The organism is Candidatus Methylacidiphilum fumarolicum, from assembly GCF_949774925.1.
Lineage (GTDB): Bacteria > Verrucomicrobiota > Verrucomicrobiia > Methylacidiphilales > Methylacidiphilaceae > Methylacidiphilum > Methylacidiphilum fumarolicum.
The window spans coordinates 940756-962075 of sequence record NZ_OX458932.1; the positions used below are offsets into that span (position 1 = coordinate 940756).

Below are 21320 nucleotides of genomic sequence, written 5' to 3' on the forward strand. Positions count from 1 at the left end.
TAGAGGGGAAGAGAAGGAAATTCGGAACAACAAGCCTTGATTGAGGCTTTGTTTCTAGGGGACTTATTTTTTTTCCTCTTTAACTGAACAACTCTTTTCAAGGAATTCGATAATGTGGGAGATCATGTCCTCAGGAATTTGTGCCCCAAGTTGTTTCATTTTTTCCACTTCATGCCTCCAAGTTTTTAAAGAAAATTTCGGTTGGAGGCTAATGATGGTTGTACTATGGCACATAGAACAATAGCTCTGCACAACTTCTTGTCTTTCTCCTGTGGGTAAAGGTTCGGTTGTAAGAGGATAAGCACCTACAGCATAGACAGAGCTGGAATCTTGCGGATACGGAGTAAAAGGAAAGATTACTCCAGATGTATCAAGAGTATATAATCCAGCCTCGCCAATTTCAGTTACATCTATAGAGGCTTGAGAGAAAGATGCAGATGCAATAAAAAGAAGGCTTAAAAAAATGAGTATTTTAGAGAGAAAAGATATCCTTAAACAATAGTGGCGCTTAATTTTATGCATATTTTCCAACCCAAACTTTTTGAATTTCAATCGTATTCCAACAATAGCCTCCAGGGTTCCAAATGGGGGTAGTCGGTTGGGTGTTCCCCTTCTCATCCCAGGCCCTGGAAGCAAGCAAGTATTCTCCTGGCTGTCTTGGGGTCCAGTTTAGATGCCAAAGTCGGAATGAATATTTTCCTAAATCTCTATCTAGCATTGCTTCTTGCCAGTGAGAACCGCCATCAGCAGAAAATTCTACTTTGACGATTCTCCCATAACCACTGAAGGCTATTCCCTTGACTTGCACTCCCATTTTTTCGACTAATTTTACATCCCCAGTTGGCTGGATAATAAAAGATCTGACAGGCATCTGGATATCCCCAATAGGAATAGTCTGGATAGGAGTACTTTTTTGATATTCCTCAAATGAAATGGAGTTCCTATTGGTTTTGGGGATGCGATAAGCGGTTTTCATCCAGAAGTTTGTGTCTGGAGTATCCAACGCTCGAATCCAGGTCAGATGTTTAATCCAGTATGTGGCAAACTTTCCTGGAACAACCAGTCTTAATGGAAAACCGTTTAATAAGGGTAGCGGCTCTCCATTCATGGCATAAGCAAGAATCGTTTCTTCTAAAATAGGATCATTTCTATCAAGCGATTTGATAAAGGCATGAGCAGGAGTTCCTTCTGGAGATCGGCCATAATCGAACCCTTGGAATTGAATTTGCACGGTATTGGGTTTTATTTTTGCTTTTTGCAAGACATCCATGAGCCGAACTCCTGTCCACTTCGCATTTCCCATAGCACCGTTGCCCCATTGAGCTCCCGGGACTCTAGGATAGAATCTGCTTCTAGAATTTCCAGAACATTGGTTGACAGCCACAACCGATACGGGATCAAATTGGGTCAATAGGTCTGCAAAAGAAAAAGAGATAGGATTAGCGAAATTCCCTTCAAGGTACAGCCTCCATTTCGAAAGATCAATGGAGTTAGGAATGCCATCGAGATGATATCTTACGTAAAATGCCGCATTTGGGGTAAAAGGAAACTCGAAAAATTCCCGTGGGGTTTCAAGTACGATAGGTCTATCGTTTAATCGAATGAGAGGAAGCTTTTGGGGTTCATAGGCAAAGGGATTTTGGCTTGTCCAGTATGGACTGGGATTGGATGTGGATAGATGGATCTTTCTTGTCTCTTCTCCAGCAAAGGCTTTTTGGAAAGCTAAACTGGAGAGGGTAGAAAATCCAAAAATTTTCAGCCAGTCTCTTCTAGTAATAACAGGAAAATTCAAAAAGTATTTTAAGAACTCTTTATGCATTATGTAATATCCTGTAATATTCAGTTTATAAAATCAACAGGATAAAAAAGGAAAAGTTTTTCTTAATAAATCGCTATAAGTCCAGCCTTAAAATTCCCATGGCTTTTCAAAAGCTTCTTCTGAAATCATAAATTGAGAAGGTGGATCAGGAAGAAGTTCATCTTTTGGCCTTTTGAGATGTTTCCCAATAGTAAGATCTTCAGGAAAAGAGTCAGCAATAAGAATTTTTGTTCCAATATTTACAAGATTAAAAAACTCAATGGCTGTTTTGCCGTGAAGACGGATACATCCATGTGTCCTTGGCGTAGTCCATACAAAGCCTTCATGAAAACCATATCCAGGGGCAAACTCTACCCAATAAGGCATAGGATAACCGACATATTCCCAAGGACCTCCAGGAGGTGGTTTTGATGGGTTTTCAGTGGCTCTTATATCATTGCCTTTTACCCAGAATCCATAACTATGAGAGCGTTTTTTTATTGATTTTGCGCTAATGTGGAATATTCCTTTGGGGGTCGGGTGCCCACTTTTGCCTACTGTACAGGGGGCAACAAAAATAACCTTACCTCTATCGAGTACATAAACAGTTTGGCCTTGTAGGGAGACTTTAACGATTCTTTCCTTGCTAACTGTTGAATTTTCCTCATTCGAACCGGAGATATCGTTTAAAGCTAAGGCTGAAGAAAAGAGATAAAAGAAAAAAAAATAGAGCAAATAAATGAAAGAAAGGGTATTAATAAAGGTTTTTTCTTTTCCCACAGAATGGGAAATATACTAGGAGTTTTGAGGATCGGAAAGAAAAAAAACGAGTGTATAAGATTAGGGGCTAAAAAATCTATGTAACAGGATGATAGGAGGTATTCAGCTTGCCTCAGTAGGATATGGACACATACGAAACTGCCAAGCGGGCAGCAAGGAACCATCTTGTCATGGCTTTGGAAGGAACTGTAACCGGCCAACTTAATGATAATTGAGCAGGAAATGATGCCTGTGGACATTGGAGCTTTCTATCCTTACGACCCCTCGCTGTAGTGTAAAGAATAATGTAAAGAATAGAGCGGGAAACTACTTGAAGTGATCTCATAAGACATTAGTTCACAAGTTGCCGAACGGATACCTCATACAAGATTTATTCAATGTATCTACTGTATCGAAAAGGGATAAAACTCTGTATCTCGTTCTGCTCCGAAGTGCCTAGCTTTTCTTGTTGATGAAAACGGAAATCAATTGCCTTACATCCTTTTTTATATTCCTTTTTCTTTTCTTCTGTTTTTTTATACTGCTTGCTCATGTAAAAATGAAAAAGCAAATAATGTGCCAAACGCCTTTTTTAATGTACTTAAAACAATGGTTTTAGAATCCATACTTTTGTTTCTCCTATTGTTTTTTCCCAATGAATTACCCAGAAATCAGGCAAACGAAGTATGTTTTTGGAATAAAACTCCCAGACAAACAGTCCTTCAGAGTCTATATTCTGATGCACTAGGGAGAGCAAGGAGGAGCTATCGACAGGCTTCGATACTTTGATATAGGGCGGAGAGGCAAAAACAAGTTCAAATTTCTCTTTGTTCTTTTGTAGAAATTTAAAGACATCCATCAGAATTAAATTTCCTTCTAAATGGGCTTTTTTAAGATTGTTACTTATACAGTCAATGCATTCTTTAGATAGATCGACGAAGGTGCAGGAAGAAGCCCCTCTGCTCAAAGCCTCGATTCCGAGAGAGCCGGAACCTGCAAATAGATCAAGGACATTTCTGCCTTCTATCCAGTCTCCAAGGGAAGAAAAGATGGCAGCTCTCATTCTCGATAGAGCTGGGCGAACAACGGTTTTCTTAGGCACATGAAGGGGAGTTCCTTTGGCAATTCCACCTATGATTCTTAGGGACATAACAATAAGGCAATGAAAGGTGAGGAGGTTATTTGGTGAAAATAAGAGTAGGAGAAAGAAGAGAGGAGCCAGAGGGAGAAAGCCTGGGCAAGGGGTTTGGTTGTATGAAAGCAGCTTTGGGGTTAGCCAAAGTGCCAGAAATTTTGACTGGAATAGAAGTCAACGCATTTGAATGAACGTTTAGTTTGTTTAGAAGAGCATCTGGAAGCGTTCCGTTAAAAAACGTTTTATTGAGTAATATCTTTAGATCCATATCTATAGAACTATCGAAACGGAGAAAGCCATTCCCAATCATTGAAAAGGAATTTGATAAAATAGACATATCTGATAATAAAATTTTTCCTTCTTTGATCTTAAAAGAACCATACCATTTCTCAAATTCTGGAGTTTTCAAATTGGTGTTCTTAAGCAATCCAGATAGTTCTTGAAACAAAGCTAAATTTTTTATCTTTCCTTGTTCTATTTGAAAAGTGCCATTTCCTTCGATGGCATTAAGTTCCATCTTATTGATAGATCCATCAGCTTTGCAACTTAACAACCCAGAGATCGAATAAGATCCATGGGGATCAATCAAACTAAAAAGCTCTTCAACATTTGACCCAGAGGAAATAATTTTCCACTGGAGCTTCTTTTCTTTATCCTGATTGTTAGGGATGTTTGATAAACTTAAATGTAATTTGCCACCTGCGAGCAAGGCATCAAGATCTAAATGTTGAAAAACTTTGTGGAAAAAAATGTAATTAAAATGAACATCATGAAGCAATGGAATAGAATTAATATATGCCAGAGCCGCTTTTCCAAAGCAGGAGGCTTTCTGTTTTTTTAGATCTAGGCTTTCTTGTTCTTCAATCCCTTGAAGAATAAACAATGGAGTTTGGTCGCCAGAAAAAATTTTTATCATTCCATTACGGATTAGAATATTTCTAATTGGTAAAGAAGCTGCCAGTTTTCCTGAAAAAAGTGAAGGAAGCTCTTCTCCATTGCTTCCTTCTTCTATCAAAGGTAGAAGTAGATGGCGTCCTCGATTGAGTTCAAAGGATGTTTTAGGGTCCACCAAAAAGACATCAAAAAATATACCGTGGCTAAAAGGGGCGAATCCGTTTTTTAATTTGATGGCAGTGGATTCGAAAAGAAGAGGGCAATTTTTAGAAAGTGAATTTTCAACCTTCAATTTTTCAAGACTTACGGAAAAGGGAAAGGAAAAATGAACTTTTTCAATAGTTGTGGGAATACCAAAGGCATCGGTTAAAAACGATTCGATGAAATGAACCATAGCCGGTTTTTTTTCCATTTTTTGTAAAATCAAGAAAAAGCTTAGAAATAACAATAGCAATGTGGCCAGAAGTAAGATAAAAAATTCGACGAGCTTCAGAATAACGCGCACAAAGAAATAGTGTATATGTATTTGAGGTAAAGGCTAGTGCAGAATAAGATTTGTATTATTTTCAATCCGGCGGCTAGAGGAGAAAAAGCTAAATATCTCCTTACTAAACTTCATAGCGTTGTAGGGGAAGTCCCGATTAAGATTAGCCAATATCCAGGAGATGCAGAAGCTAAAACCGAATGGGCTATTGAGCAAGGATATGACCTGATTGTTGCTGCAGGTGGGGATGGAACGATCAATGAGGTGGTTAATGGTTTTAATGGCAGAGAGGTGACACTAGGTATCATTCCATTAGGAACGATCAATGTTTTTGCAATGGAACTTGGCTTGCCTAGATCGATAGAAAAAGCTTGGACAATTATATTAGAAGGAAAGGTAAAAATAATAGATTTACCCAAAGCCAACGACCATCTTTTCGTACAGCTTGCAGGAGTAGGATTAGATGCTAAGGTGTTGCAAGTCACTCATAAAGATATAAGAAAGACTTTTGGTCCTCTGAGCTATGTTTTTAGCGTTACAAAACTATTGAAAGAACCTCAACCCTTAATAGAAGTAAAATTAAAAGAAGGCAAACGATTTTTCGGTTCTTTTCTTTTGGTTGGTAATGGTAAATATTATGGGGGACCATTCTCAGTGTTCCCTAAGGCTCAACAGGATGACGGAATTCTTGATGGTTGCCTATTTTCGCGTGTGAGTTCAACCATATTGTTAAAATGCCTTTTCAAAAGTTTTTTCAACAAAATGCCTACGGACTGCGAAGTCATTCACTTTCAGTCGAAGCAATTCCAGGTGAGCTCTCCAGAAGAAATTCCTGTTGAGCTCGATGGAGATTTTTATGGGTATACTCCAGTAAGTTTCAGCTGCGACCAACAGAAGTTAAAAGTGATTGTTCCTCCAACTGAGAAGGCAACATGTTGAAGGTTTTTTGAAATAAAAAACTTGATTTTTTTTCTATTTTTTCCATTTTTATAAGTTCCCGGTTGTGTTGTCGGGATATTCTCTTCGGAGTAGGGCTTGAGGGACAATGAGTGGCAAGCCTTTAGGAAGGCTCCATTGGAATAATAAAAATATTGAGAGTAAAGAAGAACTAGCTTTATTTAAAAAAAGCAGGATTGGGTAAGTGTATGCCTACGATCAATCAACTTGTACGAAAAGGTAGAGAAGCTTTAAAAAGAAAAACCAAAGCACCGGCTTTGGACAGTTGTCCACAGAAAAGAGGCGTCTGTGTTCAGGTGATGACTAGAACCCCCAAAAAGCCAAATTCCGCTTTAAGAAAAGTTGCAAAAGTAAGATTAACCAATGGCAAGGAAATTATAGCCTATATTCCAGGAGAAGGACATAATTTGCAGGAACATTCTATTGTTCTTGTTCGAGGTGGAAGGGTAAAGGATTTACCAGGTGTACGCTATCATATTATTCGGGGCACATTGGATGCTTCTGGAGCTGTTGGTCCAAGCAATACAAACAAAATGAGTAGGAATGTATCACGAAGTAAGTATGGAGTTAAAAGGCCTAAGGCTGGCGCAAAACCTGCGGCTAAAACCAAATAACCAGAGCATTCAATCTGGAAGAAAAATTATCGAATTTACATGGGTTAGAGAAAATATATATTATGTTTTGAAAAGGGTTTAGAAGGGACTATAGAAAGAGTCCATTAGTCTTTATCGATGCTCCTTTGTCATAGATGCATCGTTTTTAAATGTTTTATTGTGAAGTGGATTTTTTTTACTAAAAAGGCAAGTCGGTGATTAGGTTTGGAATGTTTTATGAGAAGAAGAAGAGCTGAGAGAAGGGAACTAGAGCCGGATCCGAAATATGGTTCTGAACTTATTACAAAGCTGGTCAATACTGTGATGAGAAAAGGAAAAAAAAGTGTGGCCAGAAGAATCGTTTACGATGCTATTGAGGCATTGAATCAAGACAACAAGGAAGGAGATCCGGTTGAGATTGTTAGAAAAGCGGTGGACAATGTAAAACCAAAACTGGAAGTGAAGTCCAGAAGGGTGGGTGGAGCAACCTATCAAGTGCCAGTTGAGGTCAACCCTCATCGCCAAGTCTCTCTGGCATTGCGATGGATTGTGCGATATGCCAATTCTAGAAAGGGAGTTCCTATGTCCAAAGCGTTGTTTTTGGAGCTGATGGATGCGGCTAATGGTCAGGGAAGCTCGATTAAGAAAAGGGATGAAGTCCATAAAATGGCGCAGGCAAATAGAGCTTTTGCTCATCTTCGTTTTTAAAAGAATAGATTTTTTGATGTATGGTTGAATATCGCATTTGGAAGCAATAGCTTAAAAATAAAAGGTAGAGGATTTTTTTTATGAGTAGCGAGTTACTACAAACTGTAAAAAGCCCAGCAGTGAATTCTCCTCATCGAACTTTCCCTCTGGAAAGAACGAGAAATATAGGGATTGCAGCCCATATCGATGCGGGAAAGACGACACTGACCGAAAGGATTCTTTTTTATACCGGGATGATTCATAAGATGGGAGAGGTTCACGAGGGAACAACAGTGACTGACTGGATGGAGCAGGAAAGAGAACGGGGGATTACTATTACGGCTGCAGCCATTTCTTGTTTCTGGCCTGAGAAAAAAGAGCAAGGCTTAGTAAAATTGTTCGAAGGCGAAAAATTTAGAATTAACATAATTGATACGCCGGGACATGTCGATTTTACTGCAGAAGTGGAGAGATCTTTGCGAGTGCTAGATGGAGTGATTGTGGTATTCTGTGGAGTGGCAGGAGTACAGCCGCAATCCGAAACGGTCTGGAGACAGGCTAATCGGTACAAAGTACCTCGAATTGCTTTTGTTAATAAAATGGATCGGATAGGGGCCGATTTTGATAAAGTCGTCGAAGAGATTCGGACAAAGCTTGATGGTTATGCTTGGCCAGTGCTTCTTCCTTTGGGAAAGGAAGATCAACTCCGAGGTCAGATAGATGTCATCTGTCAAAAAGCTATAGTGTATACGGATAATGACAGACTTGGTTCCACCTATGTGATAACGGATATTCCCGAAGAGTATCAAGCTGTTGCACGTGAGGCTAAGGCTAAACTTATTGCTGCCTTAGCGGATCGAGACGAAGCAATTGCTGAGCTCTTTCTAGAAGAAAAGGAACCAACTCCCCTTGAGATAAAACAGGCTATTCGCAGACTAGTCGTTAAAAATGAGTTTGTACCTGTCGTAGGAGGCTCCGCTTTTCGTAATAAAGGTGTACAATCTTTGATCAATGCCGTTATTGATTATTTACCAAGTCCTTTAGATATTGATCCCCCAAAAGGTCAGCATCCTTATACCCATGCTCCAGTAGAAGTCATTGTAAGTGATACATCTAAATTTTGTGCCCTTGTCTTTAAAATATGGTCTGATCCTTATGTAGGCAAGCTAGTGTTTTTTAGGGTTTATTCTGGGATTTTGAGAAAAGGAGACAGCGTTTATAATGTCCGGACCGGAAAAAGGGAAAGAATCAGTAGAATAGTTCAAATACAAGCTAACGAAAGAAAAGATATTGAAGTGGTCTATTCTGGGGATATTGCAGCTCTTGTTGGAATTAAAGAAGTGGCTACTGGGGACACGCTTGCTGCAGAAGGCTTTGAAGTGTCTTTGGAGCCTCCTGTCTTTCCTGAACCTGTCATATCTATGGCTGTAGAGCCTAAAGCTCAATCAGATAGGGAAAAACTTTCTCATTCTTTGCAACGGTTAATGGAAGAGGACCCCACTTTTCGAGTTCATACAGATACTGAAACTGGCCAGACTATTATATCGGGAATGGGGGAGCTTCATCTCGATATTATTACCGATAGGCTAAGGAGGGAGTTTGGAGTCAGTGTCAATGCGGGAGCTCCTCAGATTGCTTATAGAGAAACGATTCGAAAACATGCCGTAGGTGAAGGAAAATTGATTAAGCAAAGTGGTGGCCGTGGCCAGTACGGACATGTGATTCTGGAGATGGTACCTCTGGAGCGGGGCAAAGGAGTGGAATGGGAAAGCAAAATTGTTGGAGGCACTATCCCCAAAGAGTATATTCCGGCCTGTTTTAAAGGAATTCAAGAAGCATTAAGCGCAGGTATTCTCTATGGTAGTCCCGTAATAGATCTTAAAATAACAATTATCGATGGAAGTTACCATGAAGTGGATTCGAGTGAATTGGCTTTTAAAATGGCTGCTATATTTGCCGTTAAAGATGCCCTTAAAAAAGCCGATTCCTATTTGCTTGAGCCTATCATGAAAGTGGAAGTGTCTACACCTTCTGAATTCCAAGGCGATATCCTTGGGGATTTAACTCGAAGAAGGGGCAAGATTCTCAATGTTGAAACCAAAGGGAATACTTCTATTATTAATGCAGAGGTGCCTCTGGCAGAAATGTTTGGATATGTCAATGATATCCGCTCGATGTCTAAGGGGCGGGCAGCCTATTCGATGGAGCCTTCTCATTTTGAAGAAGTCCCCATTCATATTTATAATGCACTATTGGATCAAAAGAAAAAATAGGAAAAGGGGGGATGACAAATGGCTAACAAAATTAGGATTCGTTTAAAATCTTTCGATTATCGTCTGTTGGATAGGGCAGCTTCTGAAATTGCAGAAACCGCTCGAAGAACGGGTTCTGCAGTATCAGGTCCAATTCCTTTGCCTACGAAAATAGAACGGTGGACTGTGAATCGGTCACCACATGTTGATAAGAAGAGCATGGATCTTTTTGAAATTAGAACTCATAAGCGGCTTATTGACATCAAAGAACCAACCTCTAAGACGGTAGATGAATTAAAAAAATTAAATTTACCTGCAGGTGTTGATATTAGCATTAGGATTTAATGTGGAATAAAGGAAAGAGGTATTAGAGCTTTGCATTGAGGGAAGAGTTTGCCAGAGTTTTCAAGTTATAGAGGAGAGAGAGGAAAAAAAACAAAACGGATTACTATGAGCATCGATGGATTTGGGGTAATGGCGAGGAAAGTGGGAATGACCCAACTGTTTGATTCTAAAGGTAGATTATGTCCTCTGACGGTTCTGGTTGTAGAACCAAACGTGGTGGTACGATTTAATAAAGAGGGTAATACGGTACGCTTGCAAGTGGGTTTTGAAGAGCTAGCAGAGAGAAAGGTAAGCAAACCTCTTTTGGGACATTATAAGAAAAGTGGGATCAGCCCTCGGAGGTTTTTGAAAGAATTTGTATTTGAGTCAGAAAAACAGTGGCAGCCTGGGCAAACACTCTCTGTAAGTGATTTTGAAGAAGGTGAAAAAGTAGACGTTATTGGAATTACTAAAGGGAAGGGATTTCAGGGAGTAATAAGAAAACATGGATTTGCAGGTCAACCTGCCTCTCATGGATCCAAAACCCATAGGAGAAATGGGGCTATTGGGGAGAGATCATTCCCAGGAAGAGTATTTAAAAATCAAGGTATGCCAGGACATATGGGAAGAAAACGGGTAACTATACAGAATTTGGATCTTTTTAAAATTCTTCCTGAAGACAATGCGCTTCTGGTGACAGGGAGCATCCCTGGGGCTAGGGGGGATGTAGTCATTGTTCGAAAAGCTATAAAAGGGCAAGCATCGAACAACAAGTAAGTTGATAACCAAAGGTTTCGTTATGGAATTGCTAAGTAGAGAAAAAGCAGAACAGTATGGATTGGTTTTTCCTCAGGTTAAAGAAAGGGATCAGGTGTTGCATGATGCCCTATGTGGATATCTTGCGAATATCCGGAGTGGCACTCGAGCGACAAAAACGAAGGCAACCGTTAAAGCTTCTGGTAGAAAACCATGGAGGCAAAAGGGAACAGGTAGAGCTAGAGCTGGATATGTTTCTTCACCCATATGGGTAGGAGGAGGGGTGGTTTTTGGGCCACAGCCAAGAGATTTTTCTAAAAAAATTCCCAAAAAGATTAAACAATTAGCCTTAATCAAAGCTTTGGCTGCAAAAATAAATAATGAATCTGTCCTATGCATAGACCATGCGAACCTTGCTACGATTAAAACAAAACATATATTTTCATTACTGGATGGATGGGATGGTAAAGAGAGTTGTTTGTTGATTTTAAAATCTCCCAATAGAAATGTCTTACTTTCTGGAAGAAATATTCCCCATTTAGACATAGTTACGGCTTGGGATGTGAATGCCTTGGACTTGATGAGCTTTAAGAAAATTTTTATTGAAAAAGAAGCCATTAATATCCTTGTTGAAAGAATTAAAAAGCATCATCAAACTGGCGATGCTATAGCCAATAACCATAATGGAGGCAATCAATGAATGATCCGTTTTCTATCCTCCGACAAGCTAGAGTGACTGAAAAAGCTACGATGCTTCGTGAACAAAACAAATATATTTTTGATGTCGATCCAAGGGCGACCAAAATTGATGTTAAGAAATCGGTGGAAAAGGCTTTTGGGAAAAAAGTTCTTAAAGTTAATTTATATACCGTCCAGTCAAAGACAAAATGGAATAGAATAGGCAGGCCGGGCAAGACGCCAAGGATTAAAAGGGCAATCGTCCAGTTATATCCTGGTGAAAAAATAGATATTACAGTTTGAAAGGAAAGAGTATGGGAATAAAAAATTTTCGACCTTTGACACCAACATTGCGGTTTGTAGCGTTGGATGATTTTTCAGACATTACCAATTGGGAGCCCGAATGGTCTTTAACAGAACCGTACAAAAAGAAGGGGGGAAGAAATAACTATGGAAGGATTACGGCTCGTCATAGAGGGGGGGGGCATAAACAACGTTATCGGATTATTGATTTTAAAAGGAACAAGTTTGGAGTACCAGCTATAGTAGAGAGTATAGAATATGACCCCATACGAACGGCTCGAATTGCTTTACTAAAGTATGAGGATCAAGAAAAAAGATATATAATTGCTCCGCAGGAATTGAAAGTGGGTAGTCGGGTGATTAGTGGCCCAGAGGCTCCTCCAGAAGTTGGAAATGCTTTGCCATTAAAGAACATTCCTTCGGGCCTTCCGATATACAATATAGAGTTGGTACCTGGAAAAGGAGGACAGCTCGTTCGCTCTGCTGGAAGCAGTGCTCAAATGATGGGCTTAGATAAAGAATATGCCATTGTGAAGTTGCCTTCTGGCGAAGTGAGAAAAATTTTGTCTGAATGCTATGCAACGATTGGCCAAGTCAGCAACCCGGATCACTTCAACAAATCTCTTGGAAAAGCCGGTAGAACAAGATGGCTTGGCTGGAGGCCTCGAGTCAGGGGAGTTGCCATGAATCCGGTAGATCATCCTAATGGAGGGGGACAAGGAAAAAGTAAAGGAGGGGGAGGATGGCAGCAGTTGGAATCTCCATGGGGGAAGCCAGCCAAAGGCAAAAAGACGAGAAAAAAAAGGAAAAATTCTACTAGGTTTATTGTGGAAAGACGTCCTAAGAAAAAGAAGAAAAAGTAAAGGGAGGGAGCTAATATGGGTAGAAGTCTCAAAAAGGGTCCTTTTGTAGATGCTCATTTACTAGAAAAAATTGAAAAATTAAAAGGGGCAAAAAAGCCTATTAAAACATGGTCAAGGCGATCGATGATTATACCTGATTTTGTGGGGCATACCTTTTTAGTGCATAATGGAAAGACCTTTCAATCTGTCTATGTGACAGAGAATATGGTTGGTCATAAGTTAGGTGAATTTGCTCCGACTCGCACCTTCAGAAAACATGGTGCACATACAGAAAAGGCTTCGGTGAAATAGGAGATTCATATGGAAGTTCGAGCGGTATATAAAATGGCTAGGATTTCAGCGTTTAAATCTAGGGATGTTGCACGTTCCATAAAGGGGATGGATGCTAAAGAGGCGTTCAATCTGCTGGCATTCTATCCTAAAAAAGCGGCTCGGATTATACGAAAAACGCTTGGCTCGGCAATTGCCAATGCGGAAAATAATCACAATATGAGGGTCCAAGATCTTTATGTAAAAGGGGTCTTTGTGGATGAAGGCCCAACCTTTCGACGGTATCAACCTAAGGCTCGGGGAAGTGCTGGGATTATAAGGAAGCGGACGAGTCATATTAAGGTGATTTTGGAAGAAAAAGAAAAATAAGAAGGAAATAAGGTATTCGTATGGGGCAAAAAGTAAATCCGATTCTATTTAGGCTGCCAGTCAACAGACAATGGCGATCGATATGGTACGCTGATAAAAAAACTTTTCCTAGGTTTATTTGGGAAGACTATCAGATTAGGAAATTTATTAAAAAACGGTTGGAATCAGCTGCTGTATCGAGGATTGTTATAGAAAGAGCTGGAAACCGTGTTCGGATCAATATTCATACAGCTAGGCCAGGGTTAGTCATTGGGAGAAAAGCGGCTGAACTTGATAAGATCAAAGAGGAGATTGCTGATATTGTTGAAAAAGGAAGAGAAGTTTTAATTGATGTTAAAGAAGTTAAGCATCCAGAACTTGAAGCCCAGCTAATAGCTGAAAATATTGCCCTTCAGATTGAAAGAAGAGTGGCTTATCGAAGGGCAATCAAAAGGGCTATACAACTGACTATGGATGCTGGAGCAATGGGGATTAAGGTAAGATGTGCAGGAAGGTTAGGGGGAGCTGAGATTGCTAGGGCTGAGCGTTATCATGAAGGCAAAGTGCCACTTCATTCTCTCAGAGCAGATATTGATTATGGGTTTGCAGAAGCTCTGACGGTGGCTGGCAAGATTGGGGTTAAAGTATGGATTTGTAGAAAGGAAGACATAGCGACGGCGGTCGTTTAATAGTTTAGCAGGAGATGTTTATATGCCTCTATTGCCTCGAAGAGTAAAATATAGGAAAAGTCAGCGTGGTAGCCGAAAAGGGAATGCGACGCGAGGTACTGAATTGGCTTTTGGATCTTATGGAATGCAGGCTCTGGAGAGAGCCTGGATCACCAACACCCAAATAGAAGCAGCTCGTGTTGCTATCATGCGTAATGTAAAAAGGAAAGGTAGGTTATGGATTAGAATTTTTCCTGATAAATCTGTAACGGCGCGACCTCCGGAAACTCGTATGGGTAAAGGTAAAGGCCAACCCGCTTTTTGGGTAGCTGTGGTCCTACCGGGTAGAGTACTTTTTGAACTAGATGGACTACCAGAATCAGTGGCTAAGGAGGCTATGAGGCTTGCTGCCGCAAAGCTTCCTATTCATACCCGTTTTATAACTAGGGAGAGGTTGATTAAAGTATGAAAAGCAAAAATCTGCTCACTGAATTAAGATCGCTAGGAAAGCAGGAGCTTTTAGTTAAAGAACAGGAATGCCGAGAGGAACTTTTTCGGTTGCGAATGCAAAAATCAACGGCTCAGCTGGAAAAGCCATCACGCATCAAGGAATTAAAAAAGATGATAGCACGGATTAAAACGGTATCTAAGCAGAAGTTTGCAGAAGAAGGTAAGTAAAAGGGGGATTAAGATGGAAGACAACATGGAACTCAAAACTGTTGCCAATGAGAAAGTTGTATCTAAAAGAAAACCGAAGGAGAAGATCGGCACGGTGGTATCGACGAAAATGGCGAAAACTGCTGTAGTCCTTGTATCTAGACATAAGTCCCACCCTTTATATAAAAAGGTTGTTTTGGTGCGAAAAAAGTTTTATGCACATGATGAAGAGGGGATTGCTAAAGAAGGAGATAAAGTTCGAATTCAAGAGTGTCGCCCACTGAGTCGCTTGAAGAGATGGAAAGTTGTAGAGGTTTTAAAATCATAGTAAATGGGAAGGGGGTGTAGAAATGCTTCAGATACGTAGCTGGTTAGAGGTTGCTGATAACACAGGAGCAAAAAAAGCGACCATGATCGGAGTTGTTGGTAGAAAAACATTGATTGCAAGAGTGGGGGATATTATTACTGCTTCGGTGAAAGATGCCATTCCTAATGGATCGGTAAAAAAGGGAGAGGTTGTAAGAGCAGTGGTAGTACGGACTAAAAGCCCGATTAGGAGAAGTGATGGTTCGTATCTTAAATTTGATAATAATGCTATCGTCATCATCGATAAAGAATCTAATCCTAAAGGAACTCGAATATTTGGTCCTGTAGCTCGGGAATTGCGCGAAAAGAATTTTATAAAGATTCTTTCCCTTGCGCCGGAGGTAGTATGAAGAAAAGGGGACAAAAAAAGTGTATTGTTCCATTAAAAAAATTTCCTGTAAAACGGGGAGATGAGGTTATCGTTATATCGGGCAGTGAGCGTGGCAAAAAGGGGAAAGTCTTGCAGGTTCTCAGGGAAAAAAGTAAAGTCATAGTGGAAGGAATTAGGATGATGAAAAAAGCCGTGCGGCCTACCCAAGAGAATCCACAAGGAGGTATTATTGAAAAAGAAGCGCCCATTTCAATTTCAAACGTTATGATTTTTTCGAGATGGGAAGAAAGACAGAAAAAAAAGAAGAGCGCTTCAACAACTGAAGCATGAAAGATAACCCTTGCAAAAGGGTTTGATGGCATGATGGCTAATATAAAGGAAGTACTGAGAGAAAATGAAAAGTGATATGCCCACCTTTTGGAAAGCGTACAAGGAAATAGTGGTTCCTCATTTGATTTCTTTAAATAACTATAAGAATATCCATGAGGTGCCAAAAATAGTAAAAATCACCATTAATTGTTGTGTGGGTTCCTCAGGGGATATAAAAGTAGCCTTAGAGGAAGCAGTTAAGGAACTTGCATTAATAACAGGACAGCAGCCAGTAAAGACGAGAGCGAAAAAAAGTATTTCCAATTTTAAATTAAGAAAAGGTCAAGAGATTGGCTGTATGGTAACATTGAGAGGAGCGAGAATGTACGAGTTTTTGGAAAGATTTGTCTGGGCGGCTTTACCCAGAGTCAGGGATTTTAGGGGTCTTCCTACTCGTTCCTTTGATTCTCAGGGTAATTATACAATAGGGATTAAAGATCACACAATTTTTCCTGAAGTAGATATTGAAAACATTAAGAGGAATCTAGGATTTGACCTGACGATTGTCACCACTGCGAAGACAAAGAAAGAGGCAATCGATCTTCTTTCGGCGATGGGTTTTCCGTTCATTGGAGAAAAGAATAAACCGCTCGTTTTATCTGCTTAAAGAAGGCTAATAGTAAGGGGAGGCAATATGGCTACCAAAGCGTGGATAGCAAAGCAAAAGAGAAAACCAAAATTTAGTACAAGAAAGTATAATCGATGCAAAATCTCAGGGAGGCGGAGGGCTTATATGAGGAAATTTGGGCTTAGCAGGATTCAATTTAGAGAATTAGCGTCATGGGGAGAAATTCCTGGGGTAATTAAAGCTAGTTGGTAAACAGGGAAAGGAAATATGACAACGGATCCTATTGCTGATTTCTGTTCTGCATTGCAAAATGCTGCATATGCGAAGAAAAGAGAGTTAACTGTTCCTTATTCTCGGATTAAAGAGCAGATCGCTAAAGTGATGCTGGATGAGGGTTATTTAGAAAAATTTGAAAAAATAGCAAGTGGTAAAAATATATTTGTGTTGAAGCTAACTATCAAAGATCCGGCTCTTATAACCAAAATAAAAAGGATAAGTAAACCTGGATTACGACAGTATGTTGGATTTAAAGAAATTCCCAATATATTAAGAGGCTTAGGAATTTGCGTCCTTTCTACATCGAAAGGAATAATGGCAGGTCATAAAGCAAAGAAAATGCGAATGGGGGGAGAACTTTTGTTATCGATTTATTAAGAGGGATGGAAAAATGTCAAGAATTGGAAAGATGCCTATCAAATTGCCGGCTGAGTTACAAGTAACTATCGATAAGAATGTTGTAACTTTTGAAGGGAAAAAGGGGAAACTTTCTCATCCATTGCCCGACTTTTTGAAAGTTCATAAGCGTGATAATACTTTAGTGGTGGAAAATGTATCGGAAAGTCGCGAGGCGAAGGCGATGCATGGATTGCATAGATCCCTACTGTATAATGCCCTAGTAGGAGTTCAGGAGGGTTTTCAAAAAAAATTGGAAATAAACGGTATTGGCTTTAAAGCTTCGGTTGAAGGAAGAAAGTTAGTGATGCAATTAGGCTTCTCTCATCCTGTAGTTTATGAAATACCCGAAGGAGTAACGGTAAAAGTTCAAGATAATACAAAGTTGACAGTAGAAGGGATTGATAAATGTTTAGTAGGGGCGGTAGCAGCGGATATTCGAGGGTTTTATCCTCCGGAGCCCTATAAGGGAAAAGGAATAAGATATGCTGGTGAACAAATCCGAAGAAAAGCGGGGAAGACCGCTCAAAAATAGTAAAAGAAATTGGCTATGAAGAAAAATAGATTGGAAGCAAGAAAGATTCGTCATCAGAGAATAAGAAAAAAAGTTTTTGGCACATCGCAAAGACCGCGATTAAGTGTTCATTTTTCTAATAAGCATATCTATATCCAACTAGTAAATGATGAAGAAGGAAAAACACTTGTTAGTGCATCGACTAGAGAAAAAGCATTTTCCGAACTAAAACCAAATATCAATGGGGCAATAAAATTGGGAGAAGCTATTGCTATACGGGCGCAAGAAAAGAAAATAAGTAAAGTGGTTTTTGATCGAGGGGGATTCTTATATCATGGGAAAGTTAAAGCCTTAGCTGATTCTGCAAGAGAAAAAGGATTGGAGTTTTAAGAGAATGAATTCAAAAGAAAATACGATCTCACCTGCAATTTTAGAGGAAAAGTCATCCTATATCCCTAAAGAAGAGGAAGGAGCTTTAGAGCCTAAAGGATCTAAAAAAAGGATTCGGCGTCATTTTGAAAAAAAAGATCTCAAACAGGATGAGTCTTTCCATGAAGAGTTGATGGATAGAGTCATCTATGTGAACCGCTGTGCAAAGGTAGTAAAGGGTGGTAGACGGTATAGTTTTGGGGCCTTAGTAGTTGTAGGAGATAGGGCTGGACAGATTGGATTAGGTTTTGGAAAGGCAAATGAAGTAACTGACGCTGTCAAGAAAGCTACAGAGAATGCACGAAAAAACATGGAACAGATAATGAGAACCGGTGATACTATTCCGCATGAGGTGATAGGAGAATTTAGTGGAGGAAGAGTGTTGTTAAAGCCTGCTTCTCCAGGTACTGGGATTATTGCCGGGGTTACGGTACGTTCAATATTGGAAGCAGCAGGTATCAAGGATGTTCTAACGAAATCGTTAGGATCAAAGAATCCCTACAATGTGGCTAAAGCTACTTTTAAAGCACTAGCTCAATTGAAATCTCGAGACGAAGTTTTTCAGAGAAGAGGAAAAGAAATAAATCTTTCCTCTAAAAAATAACAATGTAAGCTGACAATGAGAATGACTTTATAAGGAACGAGTTATGATGCTTAATGATATCAAGCCTGCAATAGGAGCCAAGAAAAGAAAAAAAAGGGTTGGCTGTGGTGAAAGTTCAGGCCATGGCAAAACTAGTGGCAAAGGGCATAAAGGACAGAAAGCACGCTCTGGGGGATCGATACGAATAGGTTTTGAAGGCGGTCAAATGCCACTTATCCGGAGAATCCCCAAAAGAGGATTTAATAATAAGCGGTTTCATATTCAGTATGCACCTGTTAATCTTAGCTCCATTGAGGGTATTACTGAGGAGGTAATAGACGAAAACTTGTTAAGGAAATTGGGATTAGTCAAAGGAAGAGTCGACGGGATAAAGATCTTAGGAAAAGGAGAAATCAGTAGAGCCTATATTTTTAAAGTCCATGCTGTGAGTACTTCTGCAAAAGAAAAAATCGAAAAAGTAGGCGGTAAGATTGAATTGATTCAATAGGTTTTTATTCCATTTTTATCTATAAACTGGAGTAATTGTCTAGAATGTTCTCTGGATAAATGAATAAAAAAGTGTGAATTGTAAAATTCTTTAAAATTATATTGATGAAAAGAAAAAGAGTCCATGCTTAACGCCTTTGTCAATATTTTTAAAATTCCTGAACTAAGATCTAGAATCCTATTTACTTTGGGAGTTATCATAATTATAAGGCTTGGTTCAGCTATACCTTGTCCAGGGGTCAATCCTAATGTTCTAGGAGAATTTTTCCGGACCGTTGTTGACCAACAAGCTCAGGGTTCGGTTGTGGGGATGCTGAATCTTTTCAGTGGGGGTGCACTTGAAAATTGCGCCATTTTTTCTTTAAGCGTCATGCCTTATATAAGTGCAAGCATTATGATGCAACTGTTGACTACAGTTGTTCCAACTCTTGGAAAGCTTGCAAGAGAAGAAGGAGGTAGGCAGAAATTAACCCAATATTCCAGGCTTTTAACCGTTCTATTATGTCTTTTCCAAGGATATTTACTTGCCATAGGTTTTGAAAATCCAGAAAGTATCCCTTTGCTTCATGGGATACATGGGATAATAGAAAAACTGGGAAGTCCACTGGTTCCAGAACCGGGTTGGAGCTTTAGACTTATAACTATGATCAGTTTGACCACAGGGACGTTGTTGCTCATGTGGTTGGGGGAACAAATATCCGACAAAGGAATTGGTAATGGGGTTTCTTTGATTATCACCATAGGGATTCTAGCCAGATTGCCTGCGGGACTTGTTCAAGGATGGTCGAAACTGATATCCCCTTCAAGCATCACCGCATCAAGTCCCTTTTTAATCGCCCTCCTTCTCCTCTTTTTGTTTGGTGTCATTGCTGCAACGGTGGCAATGACTCAGGCTATGCGAAAAATCACTATTCATTATGCTAAGCAGGTACGAGGAAATAGGGTCTATGGCGGACAGACTTCTTTTTTGCCTCTGAAAGTGAATTATGCAGGAGTGATGCCGATCATTTTTGCTCAAGCCATTCTGTTATTCCCCTCAACTATAATCGGATTTGTAGTCCCCAATTCTGCCGTTGCTGCTAGGATTGCTAATTCATTGTCTGCTGGAGGCCTCTATTATGCCCTTTCAGTGGTGTTGATTTTCTTCTTTTCTTATTTTTGGGTGGCGACCCAATTTAATCCTGTTCAGATTGCTGATGATTTAAAAAAACACGGTGGCTTTATTCCTGGAATTAGACCGGGAGCGCCAACCTCTGAGTTTCTTGACTATTCGATGACAAGATTGACCTTAGCAGGAGCTATTTTTTTATCTATTTTAGCTGTCTTACCTATGGTAGTTCAAAATCTTCTGGGCATTCCGGCTATCACAGCACAATTTTTTGGCGGTACCAGTTTGCTCATTGTTGTGGGAGTAATATTGGATACAATGCGGCAAGCAGAAACCTATTTACTACAAAGAAATTATGATGGATTTCTTAGAAAGAAAAAGGTTGGGAAAGTGGCTGGCAGCCCAGTTGTGGCAAATGTAACAAAAGAAGGAACGTTGGTGTGGATTTATACTTTTATTGGTATTCTTGTAATTGCTGGAATCACTGTGTCTCTGTTTAAAAAGTAGTGGTTGGGTGTGAGTTTTTGAAAATATTCTTTTTAATAATCTTAAAAAGGATGATAAAGACAACGAGAGTTATAAAAGAATATATTACACTTAATATATAAACGGCTTTGCAGTCTTTTGTTTTTACCTGTACTGTTGCGGTCATCCAAGGACCAATATTAGAAGCATCGAATTTTTGACTGTCATCGAAAAGGATTTTGACTGGGATTCGTTGTGTAGTTTTCACATAATTAAGGGAAAGATCTTCTAAGGGATAAGGGCTAAAAGCCCCTTTAGTCCCTCTTTGCACACTATCAACTCGTGCTCTGAACCATTTCTTAGGATAGGCATCGATTCTGACTTTGGCTTGTTGCCCAGGATGAATGTTCTCTAATTGGTTCTCCTTAAAATTACCAATGATCCAGTAGTGGTTTCCAGAAATAATGGACAAAAGATACTGGCCCTCACTTACATATTCTCCTTCTTCAATACTTCGGGCTGTGATTTTCCCTTCTATTGGGCTATAGATATTGGTATAACCAAGAGAGAGGCTTTCTAGTCGTAAGATAGAACGAGTCATTACGTTAGTGGCTAAAGCTAGATCGTAATTGAAAGCACTTAAAGCATTGATCACGCTTAGTTGGCGGATTCTTAACCATTCAGTTTGAGCAAGTTTTCTGATGGCATCGGCCACAGCTACTCTGGCCATATAATCTCTACTATCAATTTTTACTAAAAGTTCGCCTTTTTTTACCTCCCAATTATCCTGAGCAAGGAGCGTTTCAATGTAACCAGAGACCTTAGAGGCAATGCGAACAACATGGGCTGCTATATACGCATCCTTCGTTTTTTGATAACACCCTTTCTCCAAGAAATAATTCCAAAAAATGAATAATAGCCCTTCAAAGAGAATGAAGGCCATGAGAATGAACGATGGATTTTTTTTTGTTAATTTCATAAG

32 protein-coding genes are annotated in these 21320 nt (G+C 39.7%); 25 read left to right on the forward strand and 7 right to left on the reverse strand.

All coding sequences use genetic code 11. From position 1 onward, the window contains the following. Positions 1–63 precede the first annotated feature (63 nt). The 6 genes from QOL44_RS04240 to QOL44_RS04265 all read right to left on the reverse strand — a co-directional run bounded on the left by QOL44_RS04240 (position 64) and on the right by QOL44_RS04265 (position 4998). Positions 64–522 (reverse strand): hypothetical protein, encoded by a 459-nt coding sequence (locus QOL44_RS04240; RefSeq protein WP_009061310.1) that lies wholly within the window; start codon positions 520–522, stop codon positions 64–66. Further along, entirely contained in the window at positions 515–1819 is a 1305-nt protein-coding gene (locus tag QOL44_RS04245; protein WP_009061307.1) for a molybdopterin-dependent oxidoreductase, read from the reverse strand. Before QOL44_RS04245 ends, QOL44_RS04240 begins: the two co-directional genes overlap by 8 nt. Positions 1820–1906: 87 nt before the next feature. Beyond that, entirely contained in the window at positions 1907–2578 is a 672-nt protein-coding gene (locus QOL44_RS04250) for a L,D-transpeptidase (RefSeq protein WP_009061306.1), read from the reverse strand. 370 nt (positions 2579–2948) lie between these two features. Beyond that, on the reverse strand, positions 2949–3110 hold the full coding sequence (locus QOL44_RS04255; RefSeq protein WP_009061304.1) for a hypothetical protein: 162 nt from the start codon (positions 3108–3110) through the stop codon (positions 2949–2951). A 48-nt stretch (positions 3111–3158) separates the two neighbouring features. Beyond that, complete coding sequence (locus QOL44_RS04260; RefSeq protein ID WP_009061302.1) at positions 3159–3707, reverse strand: RsmD family RNA methyltransferase; 549 nt, start codon at positions 3705–3707, stop codon at positions 3159–3161. A 28-nt stretch (positions 3708–3735) separates the two neighbouring features. Beyond that, positions 3736–4998, reverse strand: a complete 1263-nt coding sequence (locus QOL44_RS04265; protein WP_009061300.1) for a membrane assembly protein AsmA — start codon at positions 4996–4998, stop codon at positions 3736–3738. Positions 4999–5127: 129 nt separating this feature from the next. On the opposite strand from QOL44_RS04265, the gene QOL44_RS04270 reads away from it, so the two are divergent. From QOL44_RS04270 to secY, 25 genes are all read left to right on the forward strand, one after another. Further along, positions 5128–6009, forward strand: a complete 882-nt coding sequence (locus QOL44_RS04270) for a diacylglycerol/lipid kinase family protein (RefSeq protein ID WP_009061297.1) — start codon at positions 5128–5130, stop codon at positions 6007–6009. Positions 6010–6215: 206 nt separating this feature from the next. Beyond that, positions 6216–6641 (forward strand): 30S ribosomal protein S12, encoded by a 426-nt coding sequence (gene rpsL / locus QOL44_RS04275; RefSeq protein WP_009061294.1) that lies wholly within the window; start codon positions 6216–6218, stop codon positions 6639–6641. A 216-nt stretch (positions 6642–6857) separates the two neighbouring features. Then, positions 6858–7328 (forward strand): 30S ribosomal protein S7, encoded by a 471-nt coding sequence (gene rpsG / locus QOL44_RS04280; RefSeq protein WP_009061292.1) that lies wholly within the window; start codon positions 6858–6860, stop codon positions 7326–7328. An 80-nt stretch (positions 7329–7408) separates the two neighbouring features. Next, complete coding sequence (fusA, locus tag QOL44_RS04285) at positions 7409–9580, forward strand: elongation factor G (protein ID WP_009061290.1); 2172 nt, start codon at positions 7409–7411, stop codon at positions 9578–9580. Between the two features lie 18 nt (positions 9581–9598). Further along, positions 9599–9904, forward strand: a complete 306-nt coding sequence (gene rpsJ / locus QOL44_RS04290) for a 30S ribosomal protein S10 (RefSeq protein WP_009061288.1) — start codon at positions 9599–9601, stop codon at positions 9902–9904. Positions 9905–9952: 48 nt separating this feature from the next. Continuing rightward, positions 9953–10660, forward strand: a complete 708-nt coding sequence (gene rplC, locus QOL44_RS04295; protein WP_228343277.1) for a 50S ribosomal protein L3 — start codon at positions 9953–9955, stop codon at positions 10658–10660. Between the two features lie 22 nt (positions 10661–10682). Then, positions 10683–11339, forward strand: a complete 657-nt coding sequence (gene rplD / locus QOL44_RS04300; protein ID WP_009061283.1) for a 50S ribosomal protein L4 — start codon at positions 10683–10685, stop codon at positions 11337–11339. Further along, positions 11336–11620 carry a 50S ribosomal protein L23 gene (gene rplW, locus QOL44_RS04305; RefSeq protein WP_009061281.1) on the forward strand — a complete coding sequence of 95 codons (285 nt, stop codon included), beginning with the start codon at positions 11336–11338 and terminating at the stop codon, positions 11618–11620. Before rplD ends, rplW begins: the two co-directional genes overlap by 4 nt. Before the next feature lie 11 nt (positions 11621–11631). Beyond that, positions 11632–12483 carry a 50S ribosomal protein L2 gene (gene rplB / locus QOL44_RS04310; RefSeq protein WP_009061278.1) on the forward strand — a complete coding sequence of 284 codons (852 nt, stop codon included), beginning with the start codon at positions 11632–11634 and terminating at the stop codon, positions 12481–12483. A 15-nt stretch (positions 12484–12498) separates the two neighbouring features. After that, on the forward strand, positions 12499–12774 hold the full coding sequence (gene rpsS / locus QOL44_RS04315; protein WP_009061276.1) for a 30S ribosomal protein S19: 276 nt from the start codon (positions 12499–12501) through the stop codon (positions 12772–12774). A 9-nt stretch (positions 12775–12783) separates the two neighbouring features. Continuing rightward, a complete protein-coding gene (gene rplV / locus QOL44_RS04320; RefSeq protein ID WP_009061273.1) occupies positions 12784–13122 on the forward strand; it encodes a 50S ribosomal protein L22 in 339 nt (112 codons plus the stop codon). 20 nt (positions 13123–13142) lie between these two features. Continuing rightward, positions 13143–13790, forward strand: a complete 648-nt coding sequence (gene rpsC / locus QOL44_RS04325) for a 30S ribosomal protein S3 (protein WP_009061271.1) — start codon at positions 13143–13145, stop codon at positions 13788–13790. A gap of 22 nt (positions 13791–13812) precedes the next feature. Continuing rightward, a complete protein-coding gene (rplP, locus tag QOL44_RS04330; protein WP_009061269.1) occupies positions 13813–14238 on the forward strand; it encodes a 50S ribosomal protein L16 in 426 nt (141 codons plus the stop codon). After that, a complete protein-coding gene (gene rpmC / locus QOL44_RS04335; RefSeq protein ID WP_009061267.1) occupies positions 14235–14447 on the forward strand; it encodes a 50S ribosomal protein L29 in 213 nt (70 codons plus the stop codon). The genes rplP and rpmC overlap by 4 nt, the downstream gene beginning before the upstream one ends. A gap of 25 nt (positions 14448–14472) precedes the next feature. Next, a complete protein-coding gene (gene rpsQ, locus QOL44_RS04340) occupies positions 14473–14754 on the forward strand; it encodes a 30S ribosomal protein S17 (RefSeq protein WP_045086931.1) in 282 nt (93 codons plus the stop codon). A 22-nt stretch (positions 14755–14776) separates the two neighbouring features. Beyond that, on the forward strand, positions 14777–15142 hold the full coding sequence (rplN, locus tag QOL44_RS04345) for a 50S ribosomal protein L14 (RefSeq protein ID WP_009061263.1): 366 nt from the start codon (positions 14777–14779) through the stop codon (positions 15140–15142). After that, entirely contained in the window at positions 15139–15453 is a 315-nt protein-coding gene (gene rplX / locus QOL44_RS04350) for a 50S ribosomal protein L24 (RefSeq protein ID WP_009061260.1), read from the forward strand. The genes rplN and rplX overlap by 4 nt, the downstream gene beginning before the upstream one ends. Before the next feature lie 64 nt (positions 15454–15517). Continuing rightward, a complete protein-coding gene (rplE, locus tag QOL44_RS04355) occupies positions 15518–16099 on the forward strand; it encodes a 50S ribosomal protein L5 (RefSeq protein ID WP_009061257.1) in 582 nt (193 codons plus the stop codon). Between the two features lie 27 nt (positions 16100–16126). After that, positions 16127–16312, forward strand: coding sequence for a type Z 30S ribosomal protein S14 (locus QOL44_RS04360; protein WP_039721832.1), 186 nt, complete (start codon positions 16127–16129; stop codon positions 16310–16312). 15 nt (positions 16313–16327) lie between these two features. Next, on the forward strand, positions 16328–16714 hold the full coding sequence (gene rpsH / locus QOL44_RS04365; RefSeq protein WP_009061255.1) for a 30S ribosomal protein S8: 387 nt from the start codon (positions 16328–16330) through the stop codon (positions 16712–16714). Positions 16715–16727: 13 nt separating this feature from the next. Then, on the forward strand, positions 16728–17267 hold the full coding sequence (rplF, locus tag QOL44_RS04370) for a 50S ribosomal protein L6 (RefSeq protein ID WP_009061252.1): 540 nt from the start codon (positions 16728–16730) through the stop codon (positions 17265–17267). 9 nt (positions 17268–17276) lie between these two features. After that, a complete protein-coding gene (gene rplR, locus QOL44_RS04375; protein ID WP_390175864.1) occupies positions 17277–17636 on the forward strand; it encodes a 50S ribosomal protein L18 in 360 nt (119 codons plus the stop codon). A 4-nt stretch (positions 17637–17640) separates the two neighbouring features. Then, positions 17641–18279, forward strand: coding sequence for a 30S ribosomal protein S5 (rpsE, locus tag QOL44_RS04380; protein ID WP_009061247.1), 639 nt, complete (start codon positions 17641–17643; stop codon positions 18277–18279). A 43-nt stretch (positions 18280–18322) separates the two neighbouring features. Beyond that, positions 18323–18766 carry a 50S ribosomal protein L15 gene (rplO, locus tag QOL44_RS04385; RefSeq protein ID WP_009061245.1) on the forward strand — a complete coding sequence of 148 codons (444 nt, stop codon included), beginning with the start codon at positions 18323–18325 and terminating at the stop codon, positions 18764–18766. Between the two features lie 123 nt (positions 18767–18889). Beyond that, positions 18890–20380, forward strand: coding sequence for a preprotein translocase subunit SecY (gene secY, locus QOL44_RS04390; RefSeq protein ID WP_009061243.1), 1491 nt, complete (start codon positions 18890–18892; stop codon positions 20378–20380). Here the strand turns inward: secY and QOL44_RS04395 are convergent. After that, positions 20370–21317 (reverse strand): HlyD family secretion protein, encoded by a 948-nt coding sequence (locus tag QOL44_RS04395; protein WP_134372689.1) that lies wholly within the window; start codon positions 21315–21317, stop codon positions 20370–20372. The two genes, secY and QOL44_RS04395, sit on opposite strands and share 11 nt — an antisense overlap. Positions 21318–21320: the final 3 nt, after the last annotated feature.